Annotated in this window: 11 protein-coding genes; 1 reads left to right on the plus strand and 10 read right to left on the minus strand. The window is 62.1% G+C overall.

The window, feature by feature from the left end:
• Positions 1 to 29: 29 nt before the first annotated feature.
• The 7 genes from BXE_RS07580 to BXE_RS07610 all read right to left on the minus strand — a co-directional run bounded on the left by BXE_RS07580 (position 30) and on the right by BXE_RS07610 (position 12,276).
• Positions 30 to 3,341: an efflux RND transporter permease subunit gene (locus tag BXE_RS07580; protein ID WP_011487777.1), complete on the minus strand. Its 3,312-nt coding sequence runs from the start codon at positions 3,339 to 3,341 to the stop codon at positions 30 to 32.
• Positions 3,342 to 3,344: 3 nt separating this feature from the next.
• Positions 3,345 to 6,467 carry an MdtB/MuxB family multidrug efflux RND transporter permease subunit gene (locus BXE_RS07585; RefSeq protein WP_011487778.1) on the minus strand — a complete coding sequence of 1,041 codons (3,123 nt, stop codon included), beginning with the start codon at positions 6,465 to 6,467 and terminating at the stop codon, positions 3,345 to 3,347.
• Positions 6,468 to 6,485: 18 nt separating this feature from the next.
• Positions 6,486 to 7,892 carry an MdtA/MuxA family multidrug efflux RND transporter periplasmic adaptor subunit gene (locus BXE_RS07590; RefSeq protein ID WP_038456486.1) on the minus strand — a complete coding sequence of 469 codons (1,407 nt, stop codon included), beginning with the start codon at positions 7,890 to 7,892 and terminating at the stop codon, positions 6,486 to 6,488.
• A 361-nt stretch (positions 7,893 to 8,253) separates the two neighbouring features.
• Positions 8,254 to 9,090, minus strand: a complete 837-nt coding sequence (locus BXE_RS07595; protein WP_011487780.1) for an IclR family transcriptional regulator — start codon at positions 9,088 to 9,090, stop codon at positions 8,254 to 8,256.
• A 462-nt stretch (positions 9,091 to 9,552) separates the two neighbouring features.
• Positions 9,553 to 10,842, minus strand: a complete 1,290-nt coding sequence (locus BXE_RS07600; RefSeq protein WP_004574636.1) for an ISL3-like element ISPpu12 family transposase — start codon at positions 10,840 to 10,842, stop codon at positions 9,553 to 9,555.
• Positions 10,843 to 10,863: 21 nt separating this feature from the next.
• The gene (gene lspA, locus BXE_RS07605; protein WP_004863699.1) at positions 10,864 to 11,376 is read right to left on the minus strand and encodes a signal peptidase II; all 513 of its coding nucleotides are present in this window, start codon (positions 11,374 to 11,376) and stop codon (positions 10,864 to 10,866) included.
• Positions 11,377 to 11,379: 3 nt separating this feature from the next.
• A complete protein-coding gene (locus BXE_RS07610) occupies positions 11,380 to 12,276 on the minus strand; it encodes a cation transporter (RefSeq protein ID WP_004574643.1) in 897 nt (298 codons plus the stop codon).
• 95 nt (positions 12,277 to 12,371) lie between these two features.
• Here BXE_RS07610 and cadR point away from each other — a divergent pair, with 95 nt between their 5' ends.
• Positions 12,372 to 12,779: a Cd(II)/Pb(II)-responsive transcriptional regulator gene (cadR, locus tag BXE_RS07615; protein WP_011487781.1), complete on the plus strand. Its 408-nt coding sequence runs from the start codon at positions 12,372 to 12,374 to the stop codon at positions 12,777 to 12,779.
• 395 nt (positions 12,780 to 13,174) lie between these two features.
• Here the strand turns inward: cadR and BXE_RS07620 are convergent, their stop codons facing one another.
• The 3 genes from BXE_RS07620 to BXE_RS07630 all read right to left on the minus strand — a co-directional run bounded on the left by BXE_RS07620 (position 13,175) and on the right by BXE_RS07630 (position 14,763).
• The gene (locus BXE_RS07620; protein WP_049782113.1) at positions 13,175 to 13,573 is read right to left on the minus strand and encodes a hypothetical protein; all 399 of its coding nucleotides are present in this window, start codon (positions 13,571 to 13,573) and stop codon (positions 13,175 to 13,177) included.
• Between the two features lie 116 nt (positions 13,574 to 13,689).
• Positions 13,690 to 14,262 carry a glutathione S-transferase family protein gene (locus BXE_RS07625; RefSeq protein WP_011487782.1) on the minus strand — a complete coding sequence of 191 codons (573 nt, stop codon included), beginning with the start codon at positions 14,260 to 14,262 and terminating at the stop codon, positions 13,690 to 13,692.
• 279 nt (positions 14,263 to 14,541) lie between these two features.
• On the minus strand, positions 14,542 to 14,763 hold the full coding sequence (locus BXE_RS07630; protein ID WP_038456479.1) for a gamma-glutamylcyclotransferase: 222 nt from the start codon (positions 14,761 to 14,763) through the stop codon (positions 14,542 to 14,544).
• Positions 14,764 to 14,888: the final 125 nt, after the last annotated feature.

A 14,888-nucleotide genomic window follows, 5' to 3' on the forward strand; every position in this document is an offset into this window, starting at 1 on the left:
GTCATTTACGGATAACGCGGTGCGCAGCATCAGGAAGGAGCAATCCCCGTGCGCCGTGTCCTGCGCGATTCCCACCTCACGCGGATCCGGTCCATGTAGAGATATACCACCGGCGTCGTATAGAGCGTGAGCATCTGGCTGACGATCAGGCCGCCGACAATCGCGATCCCGAGCGGCGCGCGAAGCTCGGCGCCTTCGCCGCGCCCGAACGCGAGCGGCAACGCGCCGAGCAGCGCGGCACAGGTGGTCATCATGATCGGCCGGAAACGCAGCAGACACGCCTGAAAAATCGCGTCGCGCGAAGACAGTCCGTGCCGCGAGGCTTCGATCGCGAAGTCCACCATCATGATCGCGTTCTTCTTCACGATGCCGATCAGCAGAATCACGCCGATCAGCGCGATGATGCTGAACTCAGTCTTGAAGAGCAGCAGCGCCAGCAGCGCTCCCACGCCCGCTGAAGGCAGCGTGGACAGAATCGTCAGCGGATGGATGTAGCTCTCGTACAGCATGCCGAGCACGATATACACGGCGGCCAGCGCGGCCAGAATCAGGATCGGCTGATCGGACATGGACTGCTGGAACGCCTGCGCCGTGCCCTGGAAGCTGCCGTGGATGGTGCCCGGCATGCCGATCTGCGCCATCGTGTCGTAGATTGCCTGGGTTGCGGTGGAAAGCGACACGCCCGGCGGCAGGTTGAACGAAATCGTCGAGGCCACGAACTGGCTCTGGTGGTTCACGGAGAGCGGCGTGCTGCCCGGCCCGAAGCTCGCGATCGCCGACAGCGGCACCATCGTTTCCTTCGCGGTCGACACCGCCGCGCCCGACGAAGCGCTTGACTTGCCGCTCGCCGCGATCGAGTTGATCGCCTGGTTGCGCGCGGAGTCGGCGGCGATGCTCGCCGCACTCGATGCGGTCGTGCCCGCCGTGCCGCCCGTCGTCGCGCTGGTCGAGGTGGTGTTCGCCGCCGCCGTCACCGTGCCCGCCGGTGCATTGGTGGTCTGCGCGCCGCTCGCGCTGCCGCCCGAGGTGCTGATATAGATCTGCTTGAGCATATCCGGGCTCTGCCAGTACTTCGGCGCGACTTCCATCACGACGTGATACTGGTTCAGCGGGTTGTAGATCGTCGATACCTGGCGCTGGCCGAACGCGTCGTACAAGGTGTTGTCGATCTGCGCCGGCTTGATGCCGAGGCGCGCGGCGGTGGCGCGGTCGATCGTCACCATCGCTTCGAGGCCGCCTTGCTGCTGGTCGGAGTTCACGTCGGCGAGTTCGGGGCGCGCCTGCAGCGCCTCGGTGAGCTTCGGCCCCCACAGGTACAGGTCGGGCGTGGAATCGGCGAGCAGCGTGAACTGGTACTGCGCGTTCGATTGCCGTCCGCCGACCCGAATATCCTGCACCGCCTGCAGGAAGGTCCGCGCGCCGGCCACGTCGCCGAGCGGCGCGCGCAGTTGCTGGATCACCTGATCGGCGGAAAGCTTGCGCTCGGATTTCGGTTTCAGCGTCACGAACATGAAGCCGGAGTTGGTCTGCCGCCCGCCCGTGAAGCCGGCCACGCTATCCACCGCCGGATTCTTGCCGACAATCTCCATCATCTGCGCGAACTTGCCTTTCATGGCCTGGAACGAGGTGCTCTGATCGGCCTGAATGCCGCCGATCAGCCGCCCGGTGTCCTGCTGCGGAAAGAAACCCTTCGGCACGATGATGTACAGCCAGACGTTCAGGCCGATGGTCAGCAGCAGGATCGTCACGATCAGGCGCGGATGCAGCAGCGCCCAGCCGAGCGTGCGTTCATAGCCGCGCTGCATCGACGCGAAGCCGCGTTCCAGCCAGCGGCCGAACCGGCCTTCTTCCTTCTGCTCGTGCGGCTCGCGCAGGAGGCGCGAGCACATCATCGGCGTGAGCGTGAGGGAGACGATCAGCGACACGCCGATCGCGAGCGAAAGCGTCAGCGCGAATTCGCGGAACAGGCGCCCGACAATGCCGCCCATCAGCAGGATCGGCAGGAACACGGCGACCAGCGAAATACTGATCGACAGCACCGTAAAGCCGACTTCGCGCGCGCCGAGAAAGGCCGCCTTCATGCGCGGCACGCCGTTCTCGATATGCCGTGAGATGTTCTCCAGCACCACGATCGCGTCGTCCACCACGAAGCCGGTCGCGATGGTCAAGGCCATCAGCGAGAGGTTGTCGATCGAGAAGCCGAGCATGTACATCGCGCCGAACGTGCCGATGATCGAGATCGGCACGGCCACGCTCGGAATCAGCGTGGCGCGCCAGTTGCGCAGGAACAGGAACACCACCATCACCACCAGCGCCACCGCGATCACGAGGGTGCGCTCGGTGTCTTTCAGCGACGCGCGGATCGTGGTGGAGCGGTCGGCGGCCGGCGCGATCTCGACGTCCGCGGGCAGCGACGCGTGCAGTTGCGGCAGCATTGCCGTCACCCGGTCGATGGTGTCGATGATGTTCGCGCCCGGCTGGCGATACAGGATCACCAGCACCGAACGCTTGCCGTTGAAGAGCCCGAGGTTGCGCAGATCTTCGACCGAATCGACCACCTCCGCCACGTCCGAGAGCTTCACCGCCGCGCCGTTGCGATAGGCGATGACCAGGTCCTTGTATTGCGACGCCTTGCTGGCCTGGTCGTTGGTGTAGATCTGCACGCGGTTCGGGCCGAATTCGATCGAGCCTTTCGGGCTGTTCGCGTTGGCGGCGGCGAGCGCCGCGCGCACGTCTTCGAGGCCAATACCGTAGTGCGAGAGCGCGTTCGGTTCCAGTTCGACGCGCACGGCGGGATTGGCCGAGCCGCTCACGTCCACTTCGCCGACGCCGTCCACCTGCGAGAGCGACTGTTGCAGCACGGTGGCCGCGGAGTCGTACAACTGGCCGGCGGTGAGCGTTTTCGACGTGAGCGCGAGGATCAGGATCGGCGCGTCGGCCGGATTGACCTTGTGGTACGTCGGGTTGCTGCGCAGGCTCGCCGGCAGATCGGCGCGCGCCGCGTTGATGGCGGCCTGCACGTCGCGCGCGGCGCCGTCGATGTCGCGGTTCAGGCCGAACTGCATGGTGATGCGCGTCGAGCCGACCGAGCTCATCGAGGTCATTTCGGTGACGTCGGCGATCGAGCCGAGATGCCGTTCGAGCGGACTGGCGACGCTGGTCGCCACGGTGTCCGGACTCGCGCCCGGCAACGTGGCCTGCACTGAAATGGTCGGGAAATCGACCTGCGGCAGCGGCGCCACCGGCAGCTTCGTGAACGCGAAAATGCCGGCCAGCGCAATGCCGACCGCGAGCAGCGTGGTGGCGACCGGACGGGAGATAAACGGACGCGACAGGTTCATCGCTCAGTTCCCCGCGTCGGTGACGGGCGGCGTGGGCTTGCCCCGATTGAAGCGCTCACGCACGCGGCGCCCGAGCGAGTCGAACGCGAGGTAGATCACCGGCGTGGTGAAGAGCGTCAGCAACTGGCTGACGATCAACCCGCCCGCAATCGCGATACCGAGCGGACGGCGCAGCTCCGAGCCGGCACCCGTGCCGAGCATCAGCGGCAGCGCGCCGAGCAGGGCGGCGAGCGTGGTCATCAGGATCGGCCGGAAACGCAGCAGACACGCCTGATAGATCGCCTCGCGCGGCGGCTTGCCTTCTTCGCGCTCGGCGTAGAGCGCGAAGTCGATCATCATGATCGCGTTCTTCTTCACGATACCGATCAGCAGCACGATGCCAATGATGCCGATGATGTCCAGATCGTGCCCGGTAACGAGCAGCGCGAGCAGCGCGCCGACACCGGCCGAGGGCAGCGTGGAGAGAATCGTGATTGGATGGATGAAGCTCTCGTACAGCACGCCCAGCACGATATACATCGTGACGATCGCCGCGAGGATCAGGAACAGCTCGTTCGACAGCGACGCCTGGAATGCCAGCGCCGCGCCCTGGTAGCGCGTCTGGAACGACGCGGGCAAGCCGATGTCTTTCTGCGCCTGGTCGATCGCCTTCACCGCCGCACCGAGCGACGAGCCCGGCGCAAGGTTGAACGACACGGTGGTGGCCGGGAACTGGCTCAGGTGCGTGACCAGCAGCGGCGCGGGCTTCTCGATGAAGCGCGCGATCGAGGAGAGCGGCACCTGTCCGCCCGTGGACGTGGAAGAGGGCAGATAGATCGACTTCAGCGATTCGGTGTAGTGCTGCATTTCCGGCTGCGCTTCCAGAATCACGCGGTACTGGTTCGACTGCGTGAAGATGGTCGAGATGATGCGCTGGCCGAACGCGTCGTACAGCGCGCTATCCACGGTGGCCGGCGTGATGCCATAACGCGACGCGGTGGCGCGGTCGATTTCGATGTAGACCGACTGGCCGTTGTCCTGCAGATCCGTCGCCACGTCCGCCAGTTCGGGCGACTGCCGCAGGCGCTCGACAAGCTTGGGCACCCACGTGGTGAATTCGCCGATGTTCGGATCGGTCAGCATGAACTGGTACTGCGTGGGGCTCACCGTCGAGTCGATGGTCAGGTCCTGCACCGGTTGCATGTACAGCGACGCGCCCGGAATATGCGCCACATCCCGCTGCAACTGGCGGATCACTTCGCTCGCGGTGTTGCTGCGGTCGTCGCGCGGCTTCAGGTTGATCAGCATGCGGCCGCTGTTCAGCGTGATATTGCTGCCGTCCACGCCGATGAACGAAGTCAGGCTTTCCACGTCCGGATTCTTCAGGATCTGCGCGGCGAGTTCCTGCTGGCGCTCGGCCATCGACGCATACGATACCGACTGCGGCGCCTGCGTGATCGCCTGGATCACGCCGGTGTCCTGCACCGGGAAGAAGCCCTTCGGAATGTACACGTACAGCAGGCCGGTCAGCACCAGCGTGAGGAGTGCGACGACCAGCGTGGAGCGTTGCCGGTTCAGCACCCACGTGAGCGCGACCGCATAGCGTGCGATCACCCAGTCGATCGCGCGGTGCGCTTTGGCCTCGAAACGGTGGTTCTCGTGCGGCGGCGTGTGGCGCAGCAGTTTCGCGCACATCATCGGCACCAGCGTGAGCGACACGACTGCCGAGATCACGATCGTCACGGCGAGCGTAATGGCGAATTCGTGGAACAGGCGGCCGACCACGTCGCCCATGAAAAGCAGCGGAATCAGCACGGCGATCAGCGAAACCGTCAGCGAAATGATGGTGAAGCCGATCTGTTTCGAACCCTTCAGCGCGGCTTCGAGCGGCGACTCGCCGTCTTCGACATAACGCGCGATGTTCTCGATCATCACGATCGCGTCGTCCACCACGAAACCGGTCGCGATGGTCAGCGCCATCAGGGACAGGTTGTCCAGCGAGAAGCCGCACAGGTACATCACGGCGAGCGTGCCGATCAGCGACAGCGGCACCGAGAGACTCGGAATGATGGTCGCGTAGATGTTGGCGAGGAACAGGTACATCACCATCACCACCAGCACGACCGACATCGCGAGTTCGAACTGCACGTCGCGCACGGAAGCGCGGATCGTGGTGGTACGGTCGGTGACGATTTCCACGTCCAGCGCGGCGGGCAGCGCCTGCTGCAATTGCGGCAGCAGCTTCTTGATGCTGTCCACCACCTGGATCACGTTCGCGCCCGGCTGGCGCTGCACGTTCAGAATGATCGCGGGCGTGCCGTCCACCCATGCGCCGAGCTTGGTGTTCTCGGCGCCCTGTACGATGGTGGCCACGTCGGTCAGCATCACCGCGCGGCCGTTCTTGTACGCGACCACCGCGCTCTTGTAGGCGTCGGCGTCGGTCAACTGGTCGTTCGCGTTGATCGTGTAGTTGCGCGTGGGGCCGTCGAAATTGCCCTTCGGCGTGTTGACGTTCAGGTTCGAGATGGTGGTGCGCAGGTCGTCGAGATTCAGGCCGTACGCGGCGAGCGCGCGCGGGTTCGCCTGAATGCGCACGGCCGGGCGCTGGCCGCCCGACAAGCTCACCAGGCCCACGCCCGCCACCTGCGAGATTTTCTGCGCGAGACGCGTGTCGGCCAGATCCTGCACCTGCGTGAGCGGCAGCGTCTTCGAGGTGATCGCGAGCGTGATGATCGGCGCGTCGGCCGGATTGACCTTGGCGTAGATCGGCGGCGCGGGCAGGTCCGAGGGCAGCAGGTTGCCGGCCGCGTTGATGGCGGCCTGCACTTCCTGTTCGGCGATGTCGAGCGGCAGATCGAGGCTGAATTGCAGCGTGATGATCGACGAGCCGGCCGAGCTTTGCGAGGACATCTGATTGAGCGACGGCATCTGCCCGAACTGGCGTTCGAGCGGCGCGGTGACCGACGACGTCATCACGTCCGGGCTCGCGCCCGGATAGAAGGTCTGCACCTGGATGGTCGGATAGTCGACCTCGGGCAGCGCGGAGAGCGGCAGGAAGCGCAGCGCGACGAGACCGACCAGCATGATCGCCGCCATCAGCAGCGCGGTGCCGACGGGACGCAGAATAAAAGCGCGGGATGGATTCATGCGATAGGTGCCGTGCCTTTATTGCGAGGCTTGCGCCGCGTGTTTGCGATGATGCCCGCGCGTGCCGGAGGCGCCCGACGCCGCGGCTGCGCCGCGCGCACCGGAAGCACCACGGGGCTTGTCGGCCGGAATCGTGATCTTCGCGCCTTCCTTGAGGCGGTCCGAACCGTCGATCACGACGCGCTCGCCGACTGCCAGGCCGGATTTGATGCTGGTGCGCTCGCCGTCCACGGGGCCGACCTTGACCGGCCGCACCGTCACGGTGTTGTCCGGCTTCACAACGTACACGAACTGGCCCATCGAGCCGTTGAGCACGGCCGGCGTTGGCACGATCACCGCGTCCTTGATCGTATCGACCAGCAGCCGGGTATTCACGAACTGGTTCGGGAACAGCAGGTTCTTGCTGTTCTGGAAGATCGCGCGCAGCTTGATCGTGCCGGTGGTGGTGTCGATCTGGTTGTCCAGCGTTTCGAGCGTGCCGCCTTCGAGCGAGGTGGTGTTGCTGCGGTCGTACGCGGTGACCGAGAGTTTCTCGCCCGCCTGGGTCTGCTGGATGATCTGCTGCAGATTGTCTTCGGAGGTGGTGAAGATCACGCTGATCGGCTGCAACTGAGTGATCACGACAATGCCGTTGGTCAGGCTCGGCGTCACGTAGTTGCCCGGGTCGACCTGGCGCAGACCGACGCGCCCGGACACGGGCGCGGTGATGCGCGCGTAGACGAGATCGAGCTTGTAGGTGTCGATATTGGCCTTGTCGGACTTCACCGTGCCTTCGTATTGCCGCACCAGCGAAGCCTGCGTATCCACCTGCTGGCTGGCGATGGAGTCTTGCGACAGCAGCGTCTGATAGCGCTTCAGGTCGAGGCGGGCGGTTTGCAGCAGCGCTTCGTCGCGGGCGAGCGTGCCTTGCGCGTTATCGAGCGAGATCTGATAGGGGCGCGGGTCGATCTGGGCCAGCACGTCGCCCTTCTTCACCATCTGGCCTTCCTTGAAGTACACCTCTTGCAGCGTGCCGCTCAACTGCGGCAACACCGTGACATTGGCAAGCGGCGTGACCGTACCGAGCGCGGTCAGCACCACCGGCATTTCGCCCTGCACCGCGGCCGCCACGTGAACGGGTTGCGCCATGTTGGCCATGCCGCCCGCACCGCCACGGCCGGCGCGGCCCGCCCGGCCGCTGCTCGCCCCGCCGGCGTCGGCCGCGCCGCTCGCGCCGCCGCCGGGACCACCCCACGGATGCCAGCGCCACAGCGCGAACCCGAGGATGACCAGCGCCGCGATGATCAATGCGATGTTGCGGCCGCGGTGCCGCTTCACCATGCCCGGCGGATGGTTCGGTGTGCCGGCCGGCCCGCCGCCGGAGGACGGTTGGGGAGCCGCAGGGGTGGGGCGAGAGGTTTCCGAATGCTTTTGTTGTTCGTCCATCGGTTCGGTCAGGTGACTGGCTTGGATGTGAGCCGCTCGCGCGTTCGCGCCGTTTCAGCAGTTCGGCGGACCGGCGCGAGTGACGCGGCAGGTGGTTTCGACAACGGGTGCGCCGCGCCCGTTCAGCGCGATGCTACCGGAGGCGCGGGACAGGGATGTTAGCGCAATGCGGCATCCTGACAGGCAGCCGGAGCGTGATCGACGAGGAAAACGGCAAGCCGGGCGTGCGTCCCGCGACGGGAAGGCATGATCCTACGTCGCGGGCTCTGTAACAGTCCACCGAAGTATTTTTCTTTTGATTACGAAGGTTACAGAACGGCTGCAATGTTCGTGGCGGCGGGCCGGCGCGCCACTCGGCGCTTCAGGTATCCAGACGGCGGCCGGGCGTCCCGCCGATCTCCAGCACGATGTTGGCCACGCATTCGAGCAGCGCGGGCGCGGCGCGCGTGATCAGCCAGTCGCGCGGGCACTGGTCGGCGGAACCGCCGCAATTGACCGCATAGCGTTCGCCCGAGGGACCGGTGAAGCCCAATGCGATTGCGTTCAGGCCGTCGTACCATTCGCCGGTCGCAATGGCGAAGCCGCGCTCGATGGTCTCCTGCAACGCGCTGTCGAGCCGGTTGCCGACATGACCCCAGTCGTCGCCTTCGGCCGCCTGCAGGCCGATCAGCAATTTTTCCCGTTCCGGCGCTTCGAGCGCGGCCAGATAGGCGCGGCCAATGGCGGTGCGGCTCAGATTCATGCGCGAACCGATCTCGAGACGCGACACCAGCACCGCCGAACGCGGCCGGATCGCGTCGATCACCACCATATCGAGGCGGTCGCGCACAGCCAGATGCACGGACAACGCGGTGCGTTCCGCGAGTTCGATCAGGAACGGCCGCGCGCGAGCGCGAATGTCGAAATTGCGCAAAAAGCCGTTGCTCAACTCCAGCACCGACGAGGTCAGCACGAAACGCTCACTGTCGGGCAGACGGAACAGGAAACCCGCGCCGACCAGGGTGGCGGTGATCCGCGACACGGTGGGCTTGGGAATGCCGGTCAGTTCCGTCAGATCGCGGTTGCTGAGCGGCGCGTCCGCGGCGGCGACGGCGCGCAGTACGGTCAAACCGCGCGCGAGGGCCGTGACTTCCTCGCCGGAGCCGTCTTTCTCTTTGACGGGATCCGCGGCGGTGTGGGAGGGCGTTGATCGACGCATGTGGATTTTTTGGAACTTTATTTCAATTTTCTGTACGCCACCGCGCTGACAATCGTCTCTCGAAGCGCGGACGGTGGCCCCGGAACGGGGCACGCAGCGGATTTTCTATCTGAAGATTCATTGTATCGGAATATTTTGCCGCAACGAATGTTGCCTCTTTAGATTTTGCTTGACTTAGTCAGCATAACCATAAAAAATGGAATCTCATTTCGAAAGACGGTTTCAGGTTCTATATTTTGAAGTTTTCGAACCTGCCGTGGTCCGCGCAATGTCTGGTCGAGTGTCTTCCCACAGTCCACCGTAACAGTCCATGCCGCGCACCGTATGGGCGACGCGTCGCACGCCGCGCTTTCGAATACCGTCTCTCAGGTTCTAGCACGGCCCTCGGAATGGCTAGAACTTTTGGGTATACGGATTTAATGGTTGATGGGGCACCTTCACCCCATCAATCTGATACCACCCTCAGATGGTTGATAGATCGACTCCGTAGTTGAGTTCCTCTGCGAAGTCCGGCAGTCCGTAACCGATGGTTTTCTTGTAGAAAGGAGAGACCTTCGCAGTCGGTGCCTTCTTCTTGTGCTTCGTGGTGTAGAGCATTCGTGCCCGCATCACCTCGAAGGAGTAACCGCGCCCTTCACGGTTCTTGTCCTTGGCCAGTCGGTTGATGGACTCCGTGTAAGCGTTGGTGACGGGCATGTCCGTCTCGAAGTAGGTCATGGTCTCTTCGCGCCAGTTTCCCACTGCCCTGACCAGATCGCTCCAGACTTCCTTTTGGCCCTTCGGGATGGTGGCTATCCACTCGTCCAGGGCGGCTTCTGCCTGGAGCCGTGTGGTGGCGTCCCAGATGCCGTAGAAGCGCTCCTTGTGCTCGTAGGCGGCCAGCAGTTGCGGGAACGCGCCTGTCCAGGTCTCCATGATGAGGCGCTCCCGGTCTGAGACTTCGTGAGCGCGTTTCAGCAGGATTTTCCGGTCTCCCTTGAGAGTCCGGCTCTGGGACGGTTTCAGCTCCTTTCTGAGGCCCTTGCGCACTCTCTCTAGGGCATCGTTGGCCATGCGCACCACATGGAACTTATCGACCACGATACGGGCCTGGGGCAGCACAGCCTTGACCGCTGCCCGGTAGGGGTTCCACATGTCCATGCTGACGATCTCGACCTTCTGCCGGTCTTTCAGCTTCATCAGGTAGTTGGTCACCACGTCCTGGCGGCGGGTGGCCAGCAGGTCGAGCAGGGTTCGCTCCTCAATGTTGGTCAGAATGCAGCGGTAGCGCTTGTTCAGGTATAGCTCGTCAATGCCCAGGATGCGGGGCGTCTCGAAGCGGTGCCAGCGCCCCAGGAACTCGGCGCGGGCGTTGAAGATGTCGCGCACCGTCTTCTCGTCCAGGCCGGTCTGTGCCGCCACAAAGGTGTAGGGGTGGTTGAAGGATTCCTTCTCCACGTACTCATGCAGCCGCAGTGTCATACGGAATCCGTCCACCATCTCCGGTAGCTGGGGCCTGAATGTTGTCTTGCAGGCCCGGCAGGTGTATCGGCGGCGGACCACCCAGAGAGTGACCCGCTTGCCGTGGATGGGCAGATCACGATAGGGAACGTCACGCTTGCCGAACCGTACGAACTCACCCTGCACGCCGCATTCCTCGCAGGCGATGGGATCGGGCACGTCCACCTGGAAGTGCATTTCGTCGTCGGTTGATTTGCAGCCCAGTACTTGGTATTGCGGCAGGTGAAGGATGTTGTCGGGAAGTTCGGTCATGGTGTTGTATAGGCGTAGGTGTCAGTCAGATCCATCCGGCTCGGCATTGGTGTTTGCTTTTTTACCCAACAAGCTGCTGGAAACGAAAAGTAAGGCACCGAGGACAATTGCAATATCAGCCAGGTTGAAGGCCGGCCAATGCCAGTCTCGCCAATAGAAATCAAAGGAATCCACAACATAGCCGCGAAAGACCCGGTCAATCAGGTTGCCCATGGCGCCACCGAGGATAAGACTGTAAGCGATGGCTTCTCCTTTATGACGATTTTCAAGGATCAGCTTGATCAGAAAAATCGAGACCACTACCGCGATTCCGATAAAAAAGTAGCGCTGCCAGCCTCCACCATTCGCAAAAAGACTGAATGCGGCACCGGTGTTCCATAGGTGCACCCAGTTAAAGAACGGGGTCACCGAAACATACTCGCCATAGGCCATTGATTGCTGCACCAGCCACTTTACAGCCTGATCAGACGCTGCCAGCAGGCCCGATATGGACAATAGGGCATACGGCGAGAGCTTTTTGCCAATAATGAGCATTATTTAACCCTTCAACGCCAAAATGCGTCTGGCACCGTTAAGTACAATGCCCCCCGCGATGGTGCCGATAATCAGATCCGGATAATTGGAACCGGTCCACGCGACCAGGGCGCCGGCGGTGATGACCCCCAGGTTGATCACCACGTCGTTGGCCGAGAATATCCAGCTTGCCTTCATGTGCGCCCCGCCTTCCCGATGTTTGGATATGAGCAGCAGACAACTGGTATTGGCAATCAATGCGACGAATGCGATAGCCATCATCACCAGCGATTCAGGCTCACTACCGAATACAAAGCGTCTCACCACCTCTACGAGCACGCCCACAGCCAAGATCAGTTGCAGTACACCAGCAAGATGCGCGGCACGTACCTGCATTTTCACGCTATGTCCAACCGCATAAAGGGCAAGCCCGTACACCGCCGCATCGGCAAAATTGTCCAGGGATTCTCCAATCAGGCCGGTGGACTGGGCGATCAGACCGGCAGTCATTTCCACCACGAACAGAAGTGCATTGATGCCGAGCAACCAGCGCAGGGTCCCGGATTCTTGCTTAGCAGAAGCTGCCGAAAACTCGGCGGCCTTGATGGTCTCCGGATTTGCAGCGACGGTTTCCTGAAGCGAGGCGCCTAGCCCCAAGGTCTTCAGTTTCGAGGTGACGGGCTCGACCTCGCCGTCATGCACGACCTTCAGCCGGCGGTTCGACAAGTCGAAGGACAGCGCCCGAATCTCCTCAAAGCCGTTCAGGGCTAGGCGAATCATTCGTTCTTCTGATGGACAGTCCATCTTCGGCACGGCATAAACACTGACCCATCTCCCTGGCGCCTCGGAGGAGGCCTGTATATCGGTATCCGCTGCGGACGTTGCATCACCGCCACAGGCGCCACCACAGGATTTGCTCATGATACGACTCCACTTGAACAATGTTGTGGTACCATTTAAAACTATAAAGCTACTATAAGGTCAATAGAGTAAAGAATCCGTTGGGGAGGAGGCTGATGCGCATTGGTCAGTTGGCGCAGTTGGTAGGGGTCGAAACACAGACGATCCGCTTCTATGAACAGCAGGGCTTGTTGCCGCCGCCTGATCGGCAGGACAACGGTTACCGTGTCTATACCGAGAAGCATGGTGAGGGGCTGGCCTTCATCCGTCGCTGCAGAATCCTGGGCCTGTCACTGGCTGAGATTCACGAACTACAGAGCTATCAGGACGACCCTCATCAGCCTTGTGCCGCCGTCAACGCCTTGCTCGATGATCACATCTCTCATGTGCGGTCGCAGATAACCGCTCTGCAAGCGCTTGAGAAACAACTCGTTTCACTGAGAGCGAGTTGCAACGATGACCGGGAAGTTGAGGCGTGTGGGGTTCTTGCTGGAATTAGCGAAGGAAACATGCACCAGCAGTAGGTGAAGCATCAACCAGATAATCCGATGAGATGCCGGTCTGTCTCACTCTCATGCAAAGGTAAGATCAACCATTTAATCCGCTTACCCGAACTTTTTAAGGCGTCACGGCAACGTGACGCCTTTTTTTTCGTGCGCCTGGAGACGTTCAGCAAGGTAACCCTCACCGGTTGCGGGTAGCTGGGACATTGCGGTCCGCATCGGTGAGTTGCCCGTAGACAGTGACATGACGGTTCGCACGCTCTGCGAGACCCGCTTGGGTCTTTATGCATCCCCACACTATCTGGCCGAAGACCTCCGGGCGATAACCTGTAAGACAAGCCGTCCAGTTTCCACGATTCATCGCGGGACGCGTGCCCCCGCCGTGCGGATGACCTATCGGCTGGTACGGGAGCGCGTCAGATGAGTTCCTTCAGTACGTCCGGATGCCAGTCGTTCAACTGGTCGATGCGACCCTCGCGGACCTTGTTCGCCCAGTCCGGATTGACCAGCATGCCGCGCCCCACGGCAATCAGGTCGAAGTCGCCACGGTCGACCAGGTACAACAGGTGGTCAAGTGAGGCAACGTTGCTGCCCTCACCCATGAGCGTGTCGATATGCTCGCCCGTCATGCCAATGGAGCCTACGGTCATGGTCGGCTTTCCAGAGAGCTTTTTCGTCCATGCGGCAAGGTTCTGGTCAGAATTGAATTCCGTGTCCCAGAAACGGCGTGTCGAGCAATGGAAAACATCGACGCCGGCATCCGCCATAAGGCTCACAAACTGATCGAGCTCGGCGGGCGTGTTGAAACGCAACATGGCGCTCGAGGGAATGGGGGTCGCACTGTTGCCGCTGCACATCGTCCAGCGGGACCTGATTGAGGGTCGTCTCGTGCATGCGCCCGAACCAGCCGGCTAACGCCGCCTGGCAGGCCTTACGCAGCGAGTTGTTCCTGGTGCAGCGCGACGAGTTCGGCTTCATCCTTCAAAGCCTTTTGAACTGCCGGGCGGGCCTCGATACGGGCGATGAAGGCAGCCAGATTCCTGAGGTGATCCAGGTTGACGCCCGAACGCTCGTGCCACAGCGTTGCCCACACGTATGCGTCTGCTACGGTGAACTGTTCGCCCGTCAGGTACGAACGGCCGTCGGACAGTTGTTTGTCGAGCACGCCGTATGCCGTGAGCAACTTGTTCGTATGAAATTCGATGCCTTCCGGCGTCATCAGCTTGCGCATCAGGGGGATATGCTTCTGCGCGATTTCGGTAGCGATGAAGGTCAGCAACTGGTCCATACGTGCACGTTCGATCGTACCGTGCTTCGGAATCAGGTTTGTTTCCGGATGCTGGTCAGCGAGGTAGGACGTGATGGTGATGGTCTCGGTCAGCGCTTCCTGTTCACCGTCGAGAACCAGCGCCGGCACGTAGAGAAGCGGGTTGACATCAGAGAAGGCCGTCCCGTCGGAGGTCGACTTGCCGAATACGTCAAAGTGAACCAGTTCCGGCCGCAACCCGATTTCGTTAGCGATGGCCTAGGCGGCGAGGGAGCAGGTAGCCTGGGCGATGTAGAGTTTCATTCGAGTGTCTTCCTATGAGGATGAATGACCGGTTCGAGCCGGGTTTCAGTGGGTGCGTCGAGGTGCACCGTTGAGATGAAGTATCGTCAAAACGGGGCAATGGATAAACATCGGTTCAAGCGTCAGTCTGTCGAATCCAAAGCGACAATCGATGAGTCGATTTCCATGCGGCCGAGTTGTGTGACCGCGCCGACCAGCGTCCGTCGGGCGCTCCTATTGACCGTGGGCCGCACCGTGCCTCGTCAGCTCTGCCGCAAGCTGTTCGATGTAAGCATCCGTCATTCCGCAGTCCGCGAGCGCACGTTGAAGTTTGAAAACGTACTCTGCGTTCGTGCCGAATGAGCCGGAGGCCGTTGCGATGAGCGGCGCTATGGTCGCCGGCCGTGCATCCGCTTCGAATTGCGCCTGCCCGGCGTTGGACCGTGTGGATTCCATCGAGGTGCTCGAAGACTGAAAGTCGCGCCCACGATTGCTTCACGAAGCGAAAAAGGGTACCTGGAAATCCAGTTGCCCTTTACGCATGGAGCGGCCCGAGGTCAGTACACCGGACCCTCTACGAA

The sequence above is a fragment of the Paraburkholderia xenovorans LB400 genome, from assembly GCF_000013645.1.
Taxonomy (GTDB): domain Bacteria; phylum Pseudomonadota; class Gammaproteobacteria; order Burkholderiales; family Burkholderiaceae; genus Paraburkholderia; species Paraburkholderia xenovorans.